The organism is Pseudomonas sp. TH37 (assembly GCF_016650735.1).
Taxonomy (GTDB): Bacteria; Pseudomonadota; Gammaproteobacteria; order Pseudomonadales; family Pseudomonadaceae; genus Aquipseudomonas; species Aquipseudomonas farris.
Genome location: NZ_JAEKFD010000004.1, coordinates 157,321 through 174,645, shown reverse-complemented (window position 1 = coordinate 174,645; position 17,325 = coordinate 157,321). Strand labels below are relative to the sequence as shown.

General features: G+C 60.1%; 15 protein-coding genes. 10 read left to right on the top strand and 5 right to left on the bottom strand.

Annotated elements, in window-relative coordinates; all coding sequences use genetic code 11:
* Positions 1–78: 78 nt before the first annotated feature.
* Positions 79–378, bottom strand: a complete 300-nt coding sequence (locus JFU11_RS12785; protein ID WP_123722237.1) for a hypothetical protein — start codon at positions 376–378, stop codon at positions 79–81.
* Between the two features lie 502 nt (positions 379–880).
* Here JFU11_RS12785 and JFU11_RS12780 point away from each other — a divergent pair.
* Positions 881–1,999: an NAD(P)/FAD-dependent oxidoreductase gene (locus tag JFU11_RS12780; RefSeq protein ID WP_123722238.1), complete on the top strand. Its 1,119-nt coding sequence runs from the start codon at positions 881–883 to the stop codon at positions 1,997–1,999.
* A gap of 224 nt (positions 2,000–2,223) precedes the next feature.
* Complete coding sequence (locus JFU11_RS12775) at positions 2,224–2,730, top strand: DinB family protein (protein WP_123722239.1); 507 nt, start codon at positions 2,224–2,226, stop codon at positions 2,728–2,730.
* 154 nt (positions 2,731–2,884) lie between these two features.
* Here the strand turns inward: JFU11_RS12775 and JFU11_RS12770 are convergent, their stop codons facing one another.
* Together JFU11_RS12770 and JFU11_RS12765 are read right to left on the bottom strand one after the other, a co-directional pair.
* Complete coding sequence (locus JFU11_RS12770; RefSeq protein ID WP_201060783.1) at positions 2,885–4,279, bottom strand: HAMP domain-containing sensor histidine kinase; 1,395 nt, start codon at positions 4,277–4,279, stop codon at positions 2,885–2,887.
* Entirely contained in the window at positions 4,257–4,940 is a 684-nt protein-coding gene (locus tag JFU11_RS12765) for a response regulator transcription factor (RefSeq protein WP_052966859.1), read from the bottom strand. Before JFU11_RS12765 ends, JFU11_RS12770 begins: the two co-directional genes overlap by 23 nt.
* 271 nt (positions 4,941–5,211) lie before the next feature.
* Between JFU11_RS12765 and JFU11_RS12760 the strand changes: the two genes are divergently transcribed.
* Positions 5,212–6,162: a hypothetical protein gene (locus JFU11_RS12760; protein ID WP_201060782.1), complete on the top strand. Its 951-nt coding sequence runs from the start codon at positions 5,212–5,214 to the stop codon at positions 6,160–6,162.
* A gap of 232 nt (positions 6,163–6,394) precedes the next feature.
* On the top strand, positions 6,395–6,934 hold the full coding sequence (locus tag JFU11_RS12755; protein ID WP_201060781.1) for a hypothetical protein: 540 nt from the start codon (positions 6,395–6,397) through the stop codon (positions 6,932–6,934).
* Positions 6,935–7,086: 152 nt separating this feature from the next.
* Here JFU11_RS12755 and JFU11_RS12750 read toward each other — a convergent pair whose 3' ends face one another.
* Complete coding sequence (locus JFU11_RS12750) at positions 7,087–7,698, bottom strand: glutathione S-transferase (RefSeq protein ID WP_123722243.1); 612 nt, start codon at positions 7,696–7,698, stop codon at positions 7,087–7,089.
* Positions 7,699–7,788: 90 nt separating this feature from the next.
* Positions 7,789–8,709: a MurR/RpiR family transcriptional regulator gene (locus JFU11_RS12745; protein WP_052966863.1), complete on the bottom strand. Its 921-nt coding sequence runs from the start codon at positions 8,707–8,709 to the stop codon at positions 7,789–7,791.
* Positions 8,710–9,019: 310 nt separating this feature from the next.
* Here JFU11_RS12745 and iolC point away from each other — a divergent pair, with 310 nt between their 5' ends.
* The 6 genes from iolC (at position 9,020) to iolD (ending at position 17,318) form a co-directional block, all read left to right on the top strand.
* Positions 9,020–10,957, top strand: a complete 1,938-nt coding sequence (gene iolC / locus JFU11_RS12740; RefSeq protein ID WP_201060780.1) for a 5-dehydro-2-deoxygluconokinase — start codon at positions 9,020–9,022, stop codon at positions 10,955–10,957.
* A gap of 171 nt (positions 10,958–11,128) precedes the next feature.
* Positions 11,129–12,022, top strand: a complete 894-nt coding sequence (gene iolE, locus JFU11_RS12735) for a myo-inosose-2 dehydratase (protein ID WP_201060779.1) — start codon at positions 11,129–11,131, stop codon at positions 12,020–12,022.
* Positions 12,019–12,861 (top strand): 5-deoxy-glucuronate isomerase, encoded by an 843-nt coding sequence (iolB, locus tag JFU11_RS12730; RefSeq protein WP_201060778.1) that lies wholly within the window; start codon positions 12,019–12,021, stop codon positions 12,859–12,861. The genes iolE and iolB overlap by 4 nt, the downstream gene beginning before the upstream one ends.
* Before the next feature lie 44 nt (positions 12,862–12,905).
* Positions 12,906–14,408, top strand: coding sequence for a CoA-acylating methylmalonate-semialdehyde dehydrogenase (locus JFU11_RS12725; RefSeq protein ID WP_201060777.1), 1,503 nt, complete (start codon positions 12,906–12,908; stop codon positions 14,406–14,408).
* A gap of 26 nt (positions 14,409–14,434) precedes the next feature.
* A complete protein-coding gene (locus JFU11_RS12720) occupies positions 14,435–15,256 on the top strand; it encodes a TIM barrel protein (RefSeq protein WP_201060776.1) in 822 nt (273 codons plus the stop codon).
* 130 nt (positions 15,257–15,386) lie between these two features.
* A complete protein-coding gene (gene iolD / locus JFU11_RS12715; protein WP_201060775.1) occupies positions 15,387–17,318 on the top strand; it encodes a 3D-(3,5/4)-trihydroxycyclohexane-1,2-dione acylhydrolase (decyclizing) in 1,932 nt (643 codons plus the stop codon).
* The last annotated feature ends 7 nt before the right edge of the window (positions 17,319–17,325 follow it).

Here is a 17,325-nt window from a genome sequence, read left to right as displayed (position 1 = left end):
ATTTCGTTTTAAGAAAACCGTTCAGGAAGGACTTTGGAAGCTCCTTAAAATCAAAAGCTCCTTAAAATAAAAGTGCCTTCAAATCAATTGAAAGTGCGCGCCCCGGTACAGGCCGAGCATCAGGCTCGCCTGCTGGAAGAGGCGCGCGATGCGCCGACTCGGTGGGTCCTGGCTTTCGTCGAAGCTCCAGCGTTGCTGAAGCCGGCCCGTCGTCGGGCAGACGCGCCAGTTGGCACGAGGCTGTGCCTTGGCATGGGCAGAAGGGGCGGAAAACGGGGCGCTGGGCCGAGTCGTCAACAGACGCTCACGGCAAAGCTTGACCCGCATGGTCGATGCAAAGGCGCGTACGCCTGGCATTACAGTGGTTTTGAAGTTCATAACATGCCTCTGGGCCGGACTGATTCCGGTGAGGCAAGTTACGGTGGAGCCTCAGGCTCTAGCGCAGCTCACCCGACCGAAAAATCGAGTCCCGTCATTGTCTGGGTTATGTGCCAGATCCTGCATATCTGCAGTCATCCGACAGCGGCTAGATACTGTGTCCATTGAATTCTTTTGTGAGTTGATAAAAGGCCGTTGTTACCGGCCCGGGCAATTTACTGAGCGAGGCGGGTGAAGTCAATCGTAAAAGTGCACTTAATGGCCGGTTAAACGGGGTTCGGTCATTGAAGTGTGTAGTGGTTCAGCTAATTGACAGTTAGTTGTCGTTTTGATGGCTGTTGTATAGAACGTAGGAGCTGGCGAAGCCTGCGATTTTTTGATCTTTGGCATTTCAGCGGCCGCCGAAGATCAAAAAATCGCAGGCTTCGCCAGCTCCTACACGATAATCTCCAGCGTGGTCGATTATCGGGAGCGAGGGCTGGCTTGAATATGTGGAGGGCAGGTGAGCGTCGATATCGAATGCGTGGTGGTCGGGGCCGGTGTGGTCGGGCTGGCGGTAGCCAGGGCGCTGGCTCGGGCCGGGCGAGAAGTGATTCTGGTCGAGGCGGGCGAGGGGATTGGCGTGGGCATCAGCTCGCGCAACTCGGAAGTGATCCACGCCGGTATCTATTACCCGAGCGGCAGTCTCAAGGCGCAATTGTGCGTGGAGGGCAGGCAACGGCTGTACGCTTTCTGCGATGAGCGCGGCGTCGATTACCGGCGTATCGGCAAGCTGATCGTGGCCACCGATGACCGTCAGTGCCGAGCCTTGCAAGCATTGCTGGAGCAGGGCAGGCGCAACGGCGTCGATGATCTGCAATGGCTGAGTACCACGCAGGCGCGGGCGCTTGAACCGGCGTTGTCCTGCGTTGCCGCGCTCTGGTCGCCGTCCACCGGCATCGTCGATTCCCATGCCCTGATGTTGGCGCTTCAGGCAGACGCCGAAGCGTGCGGTACTTCGATAGCCTTTCACACGCCATTGGAATCGGCCCGTTGCACCGGGCACGGTTTCGAGCTGCACATGGGTGGGGCTCAGCCGATGACGTTGAGCTGTCGTCAGTTGATCAACTGCGCCGGATTGTCCGCGCCTGAAGTGGCGAGCCGGATCGAAGACTTGCCAGCGCAGCACGTTCCCAAGGCCTGGCTGTGCAAGGGCAGCTATTTCAGTTTCAGCGGTCCGGCGCCGTTCCGGCATCTGGTTTACCCGGCACCGGAAAGCGCCGGGCTGGGCGTGCACATGACCCTGGACCTGGGCGGTCAGGCGCGTTTCGGGCCGGATGTCGAATGGGTCGAGCACGTCGATTACCGCGTCGATCCCCGCCGTAGCGAAAGTTTCTATCAGGCGATCCGGCGCTACTGGCCGGCGTTGCCCGATGACAGCCTGCAACCAGCCTACAGCGGCATTCGCCCGAAGATCAGCGGGCCGAGCGAGGCGGCCAGCGACTTTGTCATCAGCGGCCCGGATGTGCATGGCGTGCCGGGGTTGGTCAACCTGTTCGGCATCGAATCGCCGGGGCTGACCAGTTGCCTGGCGCTGGCCGACCGGGTGGTAAAAATACTAGCCGCTCCGCATTCCTTGTAGCAGCTGGCGAAGCCTGCGTTCGGCTGCGAAGCAGTCGTAAAACCTGCCCATGCGGTTTACCTGGTAGACCGCAATGCCTGAATTCACGACTGCTGCGCAGCCGAACGCAGGCTTCGCCAGCTGCTACAAAGGCGCGTACGGCGTGACCGATGATCAGCGTTTACGATGTTGCCAGCCGCGAGGGCTATTCTTGGCAATGCGCCCATCGTCATGGGAGACCTCTGATGATCAACGTACGCACTGCCCGCATGCTCGCCGATTACAGGCGCTGGGCCGATCAGCGACTCTTCGACAGCCTCATGGCGCTGCCACCGGAAGAGCTCAACCGCAAGCGGGTGTCGGTGTTCAACAACATCATCGGCACCTTGAACCACATCTACGTGGTGGACTGCATCTGGCAAGCCCATCTGGAGGGCCGAGGGCACGACTTCAAAACCTCCCATGACCTGCTCCATACCGAACTCCCCGAGCTGCGAATGGCGCAACAGGAGATCGATCAATGGTTCTGTGGATGGACCTCGGCCCAGACCGACGATTCGCTGGATCAACCGATCGAATTCACCTCTGTCTCGGGGGAAAGCGGGGTCATGAGCGCCGGCGCGATGCTGTTGCATGTGGTCAACCACGCCAGTTATCACCGTGGCTGGGTAGTCCAGATGTATGTCGAGATTCCGGCCCTGCCGCCGATCACTGATCTGCCGGTATTTCTGCGCGATGTTCCGGGGTACTGAATCGAATTCCACCAATTCCCGCCCCAAACAAATCCCCTGTGGGAGCGGGCTTGCCCGCGATAGCGGAGTGTCAGACGACGTAATTTTCTCTGTCAGGCCTCCATCGTGGGCAAGCCCGCTCCCACAGGTTATGTGTCAGTTCAGGAAATTTGGGTCAGGCCTGAGGAATCAGGTTCTGCCGGCAATCGAGCACCAAGAGCGCACCACCCAGTTCGCTGCTGCCGACTTCCAGCGTAAACCCATGCAAACTGACAATCGCCGCGACGATCGACAGGCCCAGCCCGAAACCGCTTTGCGGGTTACCGCCCTCGGCGCGATAGAAGCGCTGGAACACCGCTTCACGTTCGGCCAGCGCAATGCCGGGGCCGGAGTCGAGTACTTCGATTCGCGTATGCCCAGCGTCATTCAACCCACGTAAAATCACCTTGCCACCCGGCGGTGTGAATTTGATCGAGTTGCTCAGCAAATTCGCCACGGCTTCGAACAGCAGCGCCCGGTCGCCGTTGAGCCGGGGCAGGGACTCGGGCAGTTGCAGTTCAAAAGTCAGTTCGCCTTCTTCCGCCAGCGGCAGATAAAAGTCATGCAACTCTTGCAGCAACGGCACCGGGTCCAGTTGCACGAAGCCCGAACGGCGCTGGCGATCCTCCAGCTCGGAAATTCGCAACAGTCCACGAAAACGCGCCATCAAGGTATCGGCTTCGCCGAGCACCGAATCCAGTTGCACGGCCAGCGTCGAACCGTCATCGGCCTGCTGCTGAATCCTGTACAGCTGCGCCCGCAAGCGCGTCAGTGGTGTGCGCAGGTCATGGGCGATGTTGTCGCACACGCCCTTGACCTCGTTCATCAAGCGCTCGATGCGTTCGAGCATGGCGTTGACGATGGCGGCGAGCATGTCCAGCTCGTCACGGCGGTTGGACAGCGGCAGGCGCCGGGTCAGGTCACCGGCGACGATGGCTTCGGCGCTGGCCTGGATTGCCCGGATCCGCCGCAGCGGTCGCCGTCTCAATAAATGCCAGCCGGCGATGCCGGGCAGAATGGTCAGCGACACGCCCCACAGCAGCGCGTGCAGGATGATCCGGGTCACGGCAAACAGCGAACCGTTGTCCCGCACCAGCACCAGCCAGCGACCGTCCAGGGTCCGGGTCGCCGCAGCATCGCAGCTGTCGGCGGGCAGAGTCGGGTCGTCGGCGTCGACGCAGTCGCTGAGGATGTGAATCTTGCCGTCCAGCGGCAGGCCTTGGGGGATCTGGCGCAAGGGGCCGCTGAGGTAGTGCTGCTGGTCATCGAACAGGCCATAGGCATCGATGCCGCGAATGTCGAAGGTCACACTGGCGGCGAGGGCGTCCTCCAGTTGCTCGCCCTGGAAGCGAGAAAACAAATGCTGGCGTTGCATCAACGAATGCTTGGCCAGGGTGTCCAGGTAGCTGGACACCTCGTAATACATGACCCCCATGAGAATCCCGCTCCAGGCCACGAACAGCGAACTGTAGAGCGCCAGCAAGCGGCTGCTGGAGGAGCGCCAGCCTTTAGAGGGGTTCAGCAATGACATAACCCGAGCCTCGCACCGTCCGAATCAGTGGGACTTTGCCTGGCGGGTCGATCTTTTTGCGCAGCCGGCCGATGTGCACGTCGATCAGGTTGGTGCCAGGGTCGAAGTGATAACCCCAGACCTCTTCGAAAATCATCATCCGCGACAGAATCTGCCCGGTGTTGCGCATCAGAAATTCCAGCAACTTGTACTCGGTGGGCAACAGCGTCAGCAACTGGCTGTCGCGGCTGGCCTCGTGGCTGATCAGGTTCAGCTCCAGATCGGCCACGCGCAATGTGGTGGCCTGGGCGGTCACGGTGTTTTGCCGGCGCAGCAAGACTTCGACCCGGGCGGCCATTTCATCGGTGGCGAACGGTTTGGTCAGGTAATCGTCGCCGCCGGCGCGCAGGCCGCGAACCCGTTCATCGACATCGGAGAGGGCGCTGATCATCAGGATCGGCGTGGCCACGCCCATGGTGCGCAGGGTGGTGACAATCGCCAGACCATCGAGCTCCGGCAGCATGCGGTCGAGGGTGATCAGGTCGTAGTCGCCACTGACCGCGCGCTCCAGGCCTTCGCGGCCATTGTCGACCCAATCCACGTCGAGGCCGTGGCTACTCAGTTCGGCGACGATTTCCCGGGCGGTCACAGCGTCGTCTTCGATGGTCAAGATGCGGGTCATAAGGGCTTGCCTGGTTAGGTGTTCAAGACGTTGCACGGCATTTTGCCAAGAAATGATCGATGGTTTTCTAAATAAAATTTCATGCAGGCCTCGTTTTGATCAATGCATAAAACCCGCCGATATGGCCGGCTCCTTGCAAACTGCATGACCCTGAGAAGTTCATTGTTTTCAACGCATTGAAATAGAACGATTTATCCAAGTGGCGCGACTGGCACGTTGACTGCAATTGCTCGTTTGACGAGTTGTAACACCTGCCTGGAGCACTACAACAATGAACAGATCCTCTGATGGTTTTTATCCTGTCGCAGATGAGTTCAGCACGCTCTCGGGCGTATCCTGGGCGGCGATCTTCGCCGGGGCCGCGGCGGCTGCGGCGTTGTCGCTGATCCTCGTGCTGCTTGGTTTTGGCCTGGGTTTTTCGGCGGTTTCGCCGTGGGCCCATGAAGGCGTCAGCGCCAAAAGCCTGGGTATCTCGACGATTGTCTGGCTGGCCTTTACCCAGATCGTGGCGTCCGGGCTCGGCGGCTACATCGCCGGTCGCTTGCGGGTGAGGTGGGCCTACGTGCACGGCGATGAGGTTTACTTCCGTGACACGGCCCATGGCTTCCTGGCCTGGTGTATCGCGACGTTGGTGACCGCGACCCTGGTGGTCGGCTCGGTCAGCAACATTGTCAGTGGCGGCGTGCAGGCCGGGGCCACGGTCGCCGGCGGTACCGCCAGCGCCATGACCCAGGCTGCCGGCAGCGCGGTCGGTAATACCGACAGTGACCCTTACGGTTACTTCGTCGACAGCCTGTTTCGCGATGATCGGCCAGTCGCCGTCAGCGAGGACGCCGTCAATGGCACCGTCACCCGGATCTTCGCGCGCAGCCTGCGTAACGACGGTCAATTGGCGCCCGAGGATCGGACCTACCTGGCACAACTGGTCGCCCAACGGACCAACCTCACTCAAGAGGACGCCGAACGTCGTGTCGATGAAGTCTATGCCCGCACCCAAAAAGCCGTCGCCGACGCCAAACTGGCGGCGCAACAAGCGGCCGACACCGCAGCCAAAGTCGCAGCCTTGACCGCGTTGTGGATGTTCGTCGCGTTGCTGGCCGGTGCATTTTTTGCCAGCCTCGCCGCGATCTTCGGCGGTCGTCGTCGGGATGCCGTGGAGTACCTGGAAACCGATGCCTACGTGACCACCACCACAACCACGACACTGCCACCTATTCGCTAACCCAGGAGAACTATCATGCGCTCTATATTGCTGTTCTTTCTCGGCGTACCAATCCCGATCATCATTCTGATTGCCTTGCTCACGTGACCCCTTTGAGGCGCTTGCCTGCGCCGCTTCTATCTCCGGTAGAAGCGGCGTTTTGCTTTTCTGATGCCCAAGCAGCGAGAATCGTCCCAGCGGGAGCACATCCGCTTCCACTTTTAATGTTGTGTTGCCTGACAGGAGAAATACCTTGGACAAAAAGGAAAGCAAACGGCAACTGGTGACGATGCTCGAAAGCGGGCATTCGAAGACCGAAATTTTCAAGACGCTGTCCGGCGGGGAGGTCAAGGATCGGGTGCTGGCGTACTGGATCGGTGCCTATGCGGACCCTGCGCTGTGTCAGCGGCACTCCGGCAAGATCAAGACATTACTTTTTCTGACGATTGCTCAAGCGTTGCTCGGTGCAGTCTTCGGGTTCTTGCTCGGCTCGATGATCGGACCAGGTGCCGCCGTGTTTTTTACCCTGTTTGCCGCAGGGGTGCCGCTGCTGTTCGCCTGGGGCTTTTATAAGAACGTTGCGCAGGCCTACACCATTTACGTGATCCTGTCCCTGAGCCAGTTTCCGCGAATGTTCCAGGGGTTTGAGGAAGATCCGCTGCTGACGCTCGTCGGTGCCGGGATCACCCTGGGCATGGTGTTTTTTGTCGCGTACCTCAAAACGCTGTTGTTCCCGGACCTGGGATTCCTCGGCTCGAAGAAGGTCAAAGGACACTACGTGTTTTCCAGCTGAAGATCGGTGCCGGGCGCGGCAGAAATGGAATGCTTGAGGACGCCTTCGCGGGCAAGTCGGATCGCCGCACCGCTCGCTTCTACAGGTCATGCGCCGATCATGTGGGCGCTGACGATCGTTCCCACGCAGAGCGTGGGAACGATCGTTGTGGCTCAGTTAATCGGCGTAGCGACAAACACCTCAAGCCCCTCGGCATACTCTGTGAACGCGCTGATCCGCGGAAACTGCGCGGCCTGCACCTGATCCGGCACCATCAGGTTGGTAAAGCTCCAGGCCACCGCCAGGGTAATCCCGTCCTGCGCAATCGAACCGTCGGTTTTCAGCGGCTGTTTTTCCAACTCCCGCTCCAGCGCCGAATACGCCGCGGCCAATTGCACTTCGACCCGTTCCACCCAGGGCGCGTACTGAATCTCCGCTGGCCGCAGGTTGCGTTCGTAGTAAAGCTGAACCGACTTTTCGCACGCCGCCAACGTCAGGCCGATCAGTCGTAGCGAGCGCAAGCGTTGCTCCAGATTGTTGGGTATCAGGCTTTTACCCGGCGCGGCCAGAGCCTCCAGGTAGTCGATGATCAGCGTTGAATCCATCAACACCTCGCCATCATCCAGCACCAGGGTCGGCGCCTTCACCACCGGGTTGATCTGCTGGAACTGCTCGAAGTTTCTGAACACCGAAACCGAATCGTGCTCCAGCGGTATGCCCAGGCACTTGGCGGAAATGGCGACGCGTCGCACGTAGGGCGAATCCAGCATGCCGATCAGTTTCATTGAGCCTTTCCTTCAGACGGTCCTTGGGGGATGGACAACCTTAGCTGAGGTTCAGCGACCTGCAAACGGCCTCGCGCTAATCCTCAAAGGCTAATCCTCAAAGCCTACCTGCTCATGAATCTCATCGACCTTCAATTCCAGTCGATAAGCCACGGCGATAAACAGCGCCTGGCACAGGCACAAGGTCGCACTCAACGAGCGGAAGGCAAACGAACTGCCTTCGTTGACCAGCAGCACGGTGTTGGCGCGCTTGGCCAACGGCGAGAGGTTGCTGTCGGTGATGATCAGGGTTTTCGCCTGATTGTGCTGGGCAATACGCAGACAGTGCTGGGTTTCCTTGCCGTAGGGCGTGAAGCTGATGGCGATCACCAGGTCATTGGCGCGCACGCTGCGCATCTGCTCGCGGTAACTGCCGCCGAGGCCCGACACCAGGTGGATGCGCTTATTGGTGTGTTGCAGGTTGTAGACCAGGTAATCGGCCACCGCGAACGAGCGGCGCACCCCGACCACGTAGATGTTGTCGGCATTCACCACCAGGTCCACGGCTTTGTCGAAGGCCTGGTCATCGAGTTCCAGCCCCAGCCGTTCAATGCCCGACAGGGTGGCATTGATGCATTCGCGCGCCAGATCGCCCCCGCTGGCCTTCTGCGACTTGTTGGCGATCATGCTGCGGATGCGTTGCTGGTAGTTCTGCACCGGCGTGGTTTTGTGGGTGTAAGCCTCGCGGAACAGCGCCTGCATTTCGCTGAAACCACTGAAGCCGAAACGCTGGGAAAAACGCACGATGGCCGATGGGTGCACTTCGCATTCACGGGCGATGTCGCTGATGCGGTCGACCATGATCCGGTCGCTCTGCTGGCTCATGTAGCTGGCGATGCGTTTGAGCTGGCGCGGCAGGCTTTCGTATTCATCGGTGATCAGCTGCAACAAACGCTCGGCGTTGATCGGAGGGCTGGCGAGATCGCTGTCGGGCGTGCTCTCGGTCGTAGCCGGCTGATCGGTGCGGGACATAAGGAATCCTTCTGGCTTGTTCTCATAGAGATGACAGGCGGGTCATCCCCTGACAATAGGTTGGCTGTGCGCAGTCTACAGGGTAGGCCGGAATAAAATCTTGAGCTTGCGGCTGCCATGGGGTCTGCTGAAACGATGCACTGTGTCTGGAACGCTTGTGTGAAAGTTTATTGGAAAAAATATTCCACGTAAAAAATATTTAGAATAATTATTGATTGTTCGGTCCCGGTCGTTTTAGTCTGCATCCACCAAGAGTGTTCGGTGCCTTCATCGCCCCGAACGCAGGCTGATAAAAATAACAGGAGCCAGCATGGGCCAGACTCGTTTTGCCAGTGGGCGTCAATTGGATCTGATTTGCCTGGGGCGCCTAGGCGTCGACCTCTATGCGCAGCAAGTCGGGGCGCGGCTGGAGGATGTGAGCAGTTTCGCCAAATACCTCGGTGGTTCGTCCGCCAACATCGCTTTCGGCACCGCTCGGCTGGGTCTGAAATCGGCGATGCTGAGCCGGGTGGGGGACGACCACATGGGCCGCTTCCTCGTTGAATCGCTGACCCGTGAAGGCTGCGACGTCAGCGGCATCAAGGTCGATCCGGAACGCCTGACCGCCATGGTCCTGCTGGGCCTCAAGGACCGCGAAACCTTTCCCCTGGTGTTCTACCGCGAAAATTGCGCCGACATGGCGTTGCGCGCCGAAGACATCAACGAAGCCTTTATCGCCTCCAGCAAAGCCTTGCTGATCACCGGCACCCATTTCTCCACCGACGGCGTCTACAAGGCGAGCATCCAGGCGCTGGACTATGCCGAGAAGCACAACGTCAAACGGGTGCTGGACATCGATTATCGCCCGGTGCTCTGGGGGCTGGCCGGCAAGGCGGACGGCGAAACCCGGTTCGTCGCCGATCAGAACGTCAGCCAGCACGTACAGAAAATTCTTTCGCGTTTCGACCTGATCGTTGGCACTGAAGAAGAGTTTTTGATTGCCGGCGGTTCCGAGGATTTGCTCACCGCGCTGCGAAATGTCCGGCAACTGAGCTCGGCCACATTGGTGGTCAAGCTTGGCCCGCAAGGCTGCACGGTGATTCATGGGGTGATTCCGGCGCGTCTCGAAGATGGCGCGATCTACCCCGGCGTGCGCGTCGAAGTGCTGAATGTGCTGGGGGCCGGCGATGCCTTCATGTCGGGTTTCCTCAGCGGCTGGCTGGAGGACGCCAGCGACGAGCGCTGCTGCCAGTTGGCCAATGCCTGCGGCGGTCTGGTGGTGTCGCGCCATGCCTGCGCCCCGGCGATGCCGACCCGCGCCGAACTCGACTATCTATTCAACAGCCCGGTACCGATCACCCGGCCGGATCAGGACGCCGTGTTGCAGCGTCTGCATCAAGTCAGCGTGCCGCGCAAACAGTGGAAGCAACTGTTCATCTTCGCCTTCGACCATCGCGGGCAATTGGTGGAGCTGGCCCACAAGGGCGGGCGCGATCTGAACGCTATCGGCGAACTCAAACAACTCTTTATCAAAGCCGTGGAGCGGGTCGAAGCGGATTTGCGTGAGCAGGGCGTCGAGGCTGATGTCGGCTTGCTGGCCGATCAACGCTTCGGTCAGGACTCGCTGAACGCTGCCACCGGTCGCGGCTGGTGGGTGGCACGCCCGGTGGAAGTGCAGGGTTCGCGGCCATTGGCGTTCGAACACGGGCGCTCGATCGGCAGCAACCTGATCGCTTGGCCACAAGAACAGATCATCAAATGCCTGGTGCAATTCCACCCCGACGACGAGCCGTTGCTGCGTCTGGAGCAGGAAGCGCAGATCAAGGGTTTGTATCAGGCCTCGCAAGTCAGCGGTCATGAACTGCTGCTGGAAATCATTCCGCCCAAGGATCACCCGTCGACGCATCCGGACGTGCTGTATCGAGCGCTCAAACGCCTCTACAACCTGGGCATCTACCCGGCGTGGTGGAAGATCGAAGCGCAAAGCGCCGAGGAATGGAAACAGCTCGATGAACTGATTCAAGAACGCGATCCGTATTGCCGTGGCGTGGTGCTGCTGGGCCTGAATGCGCCAGCGGCGGCGCTGGCCGAAGGGTTTCAGCAGGCCAGCCAGAGCCAGACCTGCCGAGGTTTTGCCGTAGGCCGGACGATTTTCCAGGAACCGAGCCGCGCGTGGATGGCCGGTGAAATCGACGACGAAACGCTGATCCGCCAGGTGCAGGGCACGTTCGTCGAATTGATCGACGCCTGGCGCACAGCCCGCGCTTGATGGAACACCGCAATACCTGTGGGAGCGGACTTGCCCGCGATGACGGCGGCACATTCAACATAAATGTGACAGCTAGATCGCTATCGCGGGCAAGTCGAATCGTCGCACCGCCACTCCCACAGGGTTTTGTGCCGCTCTTACTGGTTATGTAAAACAATAAAAGGTGCAGCCATGCCCGCTATCCGAATTGGTATCAACCCGATCTCCTGGAGCAACGACGACTTGCCGTCCCTCGGTGGCGAGACGCCGTTGAGCACCGCCCTCAGCGAAGGCAAGGAAATCGGCTACGAAGGTTTCGAACTCAACGGCAAATTCCCCAAGGATGCCAAAGGCGTCGGCGACGTGCTGCGGCCTTACGATCTGGCGCTGGTCTCCGGCTGGTATTCCAGCCGTCTGGCCCGCCGCTCCGTGGCCGAGGAAATCGACGCCATCGGCAGCCATGTCGAACTGCTGGCGAAGAACGGCGCCAAGGTGCTGGTCTATGGCGAAGTCGCTGACTCGATTCAAGGCCAGCGCATTCCGCTGGTCGAGCGCCCGCGTTTTCACACCGAGCAGGCGTGGCAGGAATACGCCGACAAACTCACCGAACTGGCACGCTTCACCTTGTCCCAGGGCGTGCGCCTGGCGTATCACCATCACATGGGCGCCTATGTCGAATCTCCGGCCGATATCGACAAACTGATGGCGTTGACCGGCAGTGAAGTCGGCCTGCTGTTCGATTCGGGCCACTGCTACATGGGTGGCGGTGAACCCTTGCAGGTGCTGCGCAAACACATCGAACGCATCTGCCACGTGCATTTCAAGGACGTGCGCAAACCGGTGGTGCAACTGGCGCGCAACAACCTGTGGAGCTTCCCGGACTGCATCATCAACGGCACGTTCACCGTGCCCGGCGATGGCGACATCGACTTCGGCGCCTTGCTCGACGTCCTGCTGGGCGCCGATTACCACGGTTGGCTGGTGGTGGAAGCCGAGCAGGATCCAGCGGTGGCACCGAGTTACGTCTACGCCAAAAAAGGCTATGACACCTTACGCGCACTGCTCAACGAGAGGACCGCGCGATGAGCCTGTTGGTCAAAAGCAATGCACGCGGCCGGACCATGGTTGAGTTGGGGCAAGGGGAGCTGGAATACGTCGGCTTCGCCGCTTACCGCCTGAGCCTCGGCGAAACCCTGCCTGTCAGCGCCGGCGACAAGGAACTGTGCCTGGTGCTGCTCAGCGGCCGGGTCAGCATCAAGGGTGAAGCGCCGGGGCAGGGCGCGTTCGATTGGGACAACATTGGCGATCGCCAATCGGTGTTCGAAGACAAATCGCCGTTCGCGGCGTACTTGCCACCGGGCAGTCAGGCGCAAGTGGTCGCGCTCAGCGACGTGCAAATCGCCGTTTGCTCTGCGCCTGGCTCCACTACTGAAGCTAAAAGCGAAAAGATCGCAGCCTTCGGCAGCTCCTACAGCCCACGGCTGATCAAACCCGACAGCATGAAACGCAGCGTGCGCGGCAAGGGCGCCAACACCCGCTACGTCTGCGACATCCTGCCAGACACCGAACCGGCCCATTCGCTGCTGGTGGTGGAAGTGCGCACACCGTCCGGGCACTCGTCGAGTTACCCGCCGCATAAGCACGATACCGACGATCTGCCGCATCAAAGCTTTCTCGAAGAAGCCTATTACCACCAGATCAACCCGCCGCAGGGTTTCGTGTTCCAGCGGGTCTACACCGACGATCGCAGCATCGACCAGGCCATGGCCGTGGAAAACAGTGATCTGGTGGTCGTGCCCAAGGGCTATCACCCGGTCAGCGTGCCCTACGGCTACGAGTCGTATTACCTGAACGTGATGGCCGGACCGAAACGCGTCTGGCAGTTCCATAACGATCCGCAGCACAGTTGGCTGCTTGATCTCTGAACTAAAAAGCCTGAATTACAACATCCGAACGGAGAACAAGAACAATGAGCGACGCCCAGGTTATAGGCCATTACATCGACGGTCAGGTGCAGGACAGCGGCAGCGAGCGGTTCAGCAATGTCTTCAATCCGGCCACCGGCGCGGTACAGGCGCGGGTCGGGCTGGCCAGCCAGAAGACCGTGGACGATGCCGTCGTCTCAGCCCTGAAGGCGTTCCCGGCGTGGTCCGAGCAATCGTCCCTGCGCCGTTCGCGGGTGATGTTCAAGTTCAAGGAACTGCTTGACCGCCATCACAACGAACTGGCGGAAATCATCAGTCGCGAACACGGCAAGGTGTTCTCGGACGCCAAGGGCGAAGTGACGCGCGGCATCGAAATCGTCGAGTACGCCTGCGGTGCGCCGAACCTGCTGAAAACCGAGTTCAGCGACAACATTGGCGGTGGCATCGACAACTGGAACCTGCGCCAGCCGTTGGGCGTTTGTGCCGGTGTAACCCCGTTCAACTTCCCGGTGATGGTGCCGCTGTGGATGATCCCGATCGCGCTGGTCACCGGTAACTGCTTCATCCTCAAACCCTCCGAACGCGACCCGTCGGCCAGTTTGCTGATGGCGAAATTATTGACCGAAGCCGGGCTGCCGGACGGTGTGTTCAACGTGGTCCAAGGCGACAAGACCGCGGTCGACGCCTTGCTGCAACACCCGGACATCGAGGCGATTTCCTTTGTCGGTTCGACGCCGATTGCCGAGTACATCCACCAGCAAGCGACTTCGCGCGGCAAACGCGTACAGGCGCTGGGCGGGGCGAAGAACCACATGATCGTCATGCCCGACGCGGATCTGGATCAAGCGGCAGATGCATTGATCGGCGCGGCGTACGGCTCGGCCGGTGAGCGCTGCATGGCGATTTCGATTGCTGTGGCCGTCGGTGATGTCGGCGACCAGTTGATTGCCAAACTGCTGCCGCGCATTGATCAACTAAAGGTCGGCAACGGCATGCAGGGCGACAGCGACATGGGGCCGCTGGTGACTGCCGAGCACAAGGCCAGGGTCGAGGGCTTTATCGGCGAAGGCGTGGCCCAGGGCGCGCAGCTGATTGTCGACGGGCGCAACTTCAAGGTGCCGGGCGCCGAGAACGGTTTCTTCGTCGGCGCGACGCTGTTCGACAACGTCACGACCGAGATGAGCATTTACCAGCAAGAGATTTTCGGCCCGGTGCTGGGCATCGTGCGCGTGCCGGATTTCGCCAGCACCGTGGCACTGATCAACGCCCATGAGTTCGGCAATGGCGTGTCCTGTTTCACCAGCGATGGCGGCATTGCCCGCTCGTTTGCCCGCAACATCAAGGTCGGCATGGTCGGCATCAACGTACCGATTCCGGTACCGATGGCCTGGCACTCGTTTGGCGGCTGGAAGCGCTCGCTGTTCGGTGATCACCACGCTTACGGTGAAGAAGGCATTCGCTTCTACAGCCGCTACAAAAGCGTGATGCAGCGCTGGCCCGACAGCATCGCCAAGGGCCCTGAGTTCAGCATGCCGACTGCCAAATAATTCACTTGTGCGGAGAACAACAAAAAATGAGCAAACCCCTGCGTTTCGCCCTGAACCGTATGGTCGCCCCACGTTTGTCCCTGCCCGCGTTCATCGAGTTGGCGGTGACGCTCAAGGCCGACGCCATCGAGATCCGCAACGACCTCAAGGGTGTCGAGATCGAGGACGGGACCGCGCCCGAACACGTGCGTGAGCTGTGCGCGGCCAAAGGCATCACCGTGCTGTCGATCAACGCGCTGTATCCGTTCGATGTGTGGAATGACGAGCGCCGTGCACACGCGCTGAAGCTTGCTGCTTATGCCCGTGATTGCGGCGCGCAGGGTTTGGTGATGTGCCCGTTGAACGACCGCGCCGATCCACGAACCGAAGCGCAGCGTGCTTCCGGGCTGCGCACGGCGTTGAGTGAACTGGCGCCGATCCTGCGCGATCACGGCATTCTCGGTTTCATCGAGCCGCTGGGTTTCGAAGAATGCTCGCTGCGGCGCAAACGCACCGCAGTCGATGCAATCAAGGCCATCGGTGGGCTGGATGTGTTCCGTCTGGTGCATGACACCTTTCACCATCACCTGGCCAGCGAACATGAATTCTTCCCCGAGCTGACCGGGTTGGTGCATATCTCCGGCGTCGAAGATGCCGAGGCACCGCTGGCGACAATCCGCGATGGCCATCGGGTGCTGGTGGGCGAGGGCGACATCCTCGGCAACGCGGCGCAGATCGAAACCCTGCTCGCTACCGGCTACAGCGGCTACCTGTCGTTCGAACCGTTCGCCGACAGCGTCCATGGCCTGACGGATATCCAGACGGCGATTGGCGCGAGCATGGATCACCTGCAGAAATCCCTGAGCTGACATCTCCCCCTGTAGGAGCTGCCGAAGGCTGCGATCTTTTGATCTTGTTTTTAAAGATCAAGATCAAAAGATCGCAGCCTTCGGCAGCTCCTACAGGGGATCGGATTTGCATTCACAAAAAGGTGCAAGCATGACCACAACAAGACTGACCATGGCCCAGGCCCTGGTGAAATTCCTCGATAACCAGTACATCGAGGTCGATGGGGTTCAGAGCAAATTCGTCACCGGGATCTTTACCATTTTCGGCCACGGTAACGTGCTGGGTCTGGGGCAAGCCCTGGAACAGGACAGCGGCGACCTGATCGTCCATCAGGGGCGCAACGAGCAAGGCATGGCCCACGCCGCCATCGGTTTCGCCAAGCAACACCTGCGGCGCAAGATCTACGCCTGTTCTTCATCGGTGGGCCCGGGTGCGGCGAACATGCTGACCGCTGCCGCGACGGCCACCGCCAACCGTATTCCCTTGCTGTTGTTGCCCGGCGACGTTTATGCGTGCCGCCAACCCGACCCGGTGTTGCAGCAGATCGAGCAGTTTCACGACCTGAGCATCAGCACCAACGATGCGTTCAAGGCCGTGAGCAAATACTGGGACCGGATCAACCGTCCCGAGCAACTGATGACCGCGGCGATCCACGCCATGCGCGTGCTCACCGACCCCGCCGAAACCGGCGCGGTGACCCTGGCCTTGCCGCAAGACGTGCAGGCCGAGGCTTACGACTATCCCGATTACTTCCTGCAAAAACGCGTGCACCGTATCGAGCGCCGCCCGGCCACCGAAGCGATGCTCGGTGATGCGTTAGCCCTGTTCAAAGGCAAGCGCAAGCCACTGATCATCTGCGGCGGTGGGGTCAAATACTCCGGCGCAAACGCAGCGTTGCAGGCGTTCGCCGAGCGCTTCGATATTCCTTTCGCCGAAACCCAGGCCGGCAAAAGTGCGGTGGTGTCCAGCCATCCGCTGAACGTCGGCGGGATCGGTGAAACCGGTTGCCTGGCGGCGAACCTGTTGGCCAAGGATGCTGATTTGATTATCGGTGTGGGTACTCGCTACAGTGATTTCACCACCGCGTCGAAGTCCTTGTTCAAGCACCCGGATGTGCAATTTCTGAACCTCAATATCAGCCCCTGCGATGCCCTGAAGCTCGACGGCGTGCAGCTGCTGGCGGACGCCAAAACCGGTTTGCAGGCACTGGCCGAAGCGTTGGGTGATTACCGCTCGATCTGGGGCGATCAACCCCGCCAGGCCAAGGCGCAACTGGATGAGGAAGTCGATCGCATCTATCAGGTTGAATACCAAGCGAAAGATTTCGTTCCTGAAATCAACGATCACCTGGACCCGGCAGTGCTGCGCGAATTCATCGAGCTGACCGGTTCCTGCCTGACCCAGAGCCGGGTGCTCGGCGTGCTCAATGAAACCCTGGGCGATGACGCCGTAATCGTCGCCGCCGCCGGCAGTTTGCCCGGTGACTTGCAGCGCAGCTGGCGTAGCAAGGGCGTGAACACTTACCACGTCGAGTACGGTTATTCGTGCATGGGTTACGAGGTGAACGCCGCACTGGGCGTGAAGCTCGCCGAGCCTGAGCGCGAGGTCTACGCACTGGTGGGCGACGGCTCCTACATGATGCTGCACTCGGAGCTGGCGACCTCGATCCAGGAGCGACGCAAGATCAACGTGGTGCTGCTGGACAACATGACCTTCGGCTGCATCAACAACCTGCAAATGGAACACGGCATGGACAGCTTCGGCACCGAGTTCCGTTTCCGTAATCCGGAAACCGGCAAGCTCGATGGCGGCTTCGTGCCGGTGGATTTCGCCATGAGCGCAGCGGCGTACGGCTGCAAGACTTACAAAGTGAACACCGTTGAAGAGTTGCAAGCTGCGTTGGCGGATGCGCGGTTGCAGACGGTGTCGACGCTGATCGATATCAAGGTCCTGCCCAAAACCATGATTCACAAATACCTGTCGTGGTGGCGGGTCGGCGTGGCGCAAGTTTCCACCAGCGCCCGCACCGATGCGGTGGCCAAGACCCTCAATGAGCGACTGGCCAAGGCCCGTCAATACTGATTGCCCT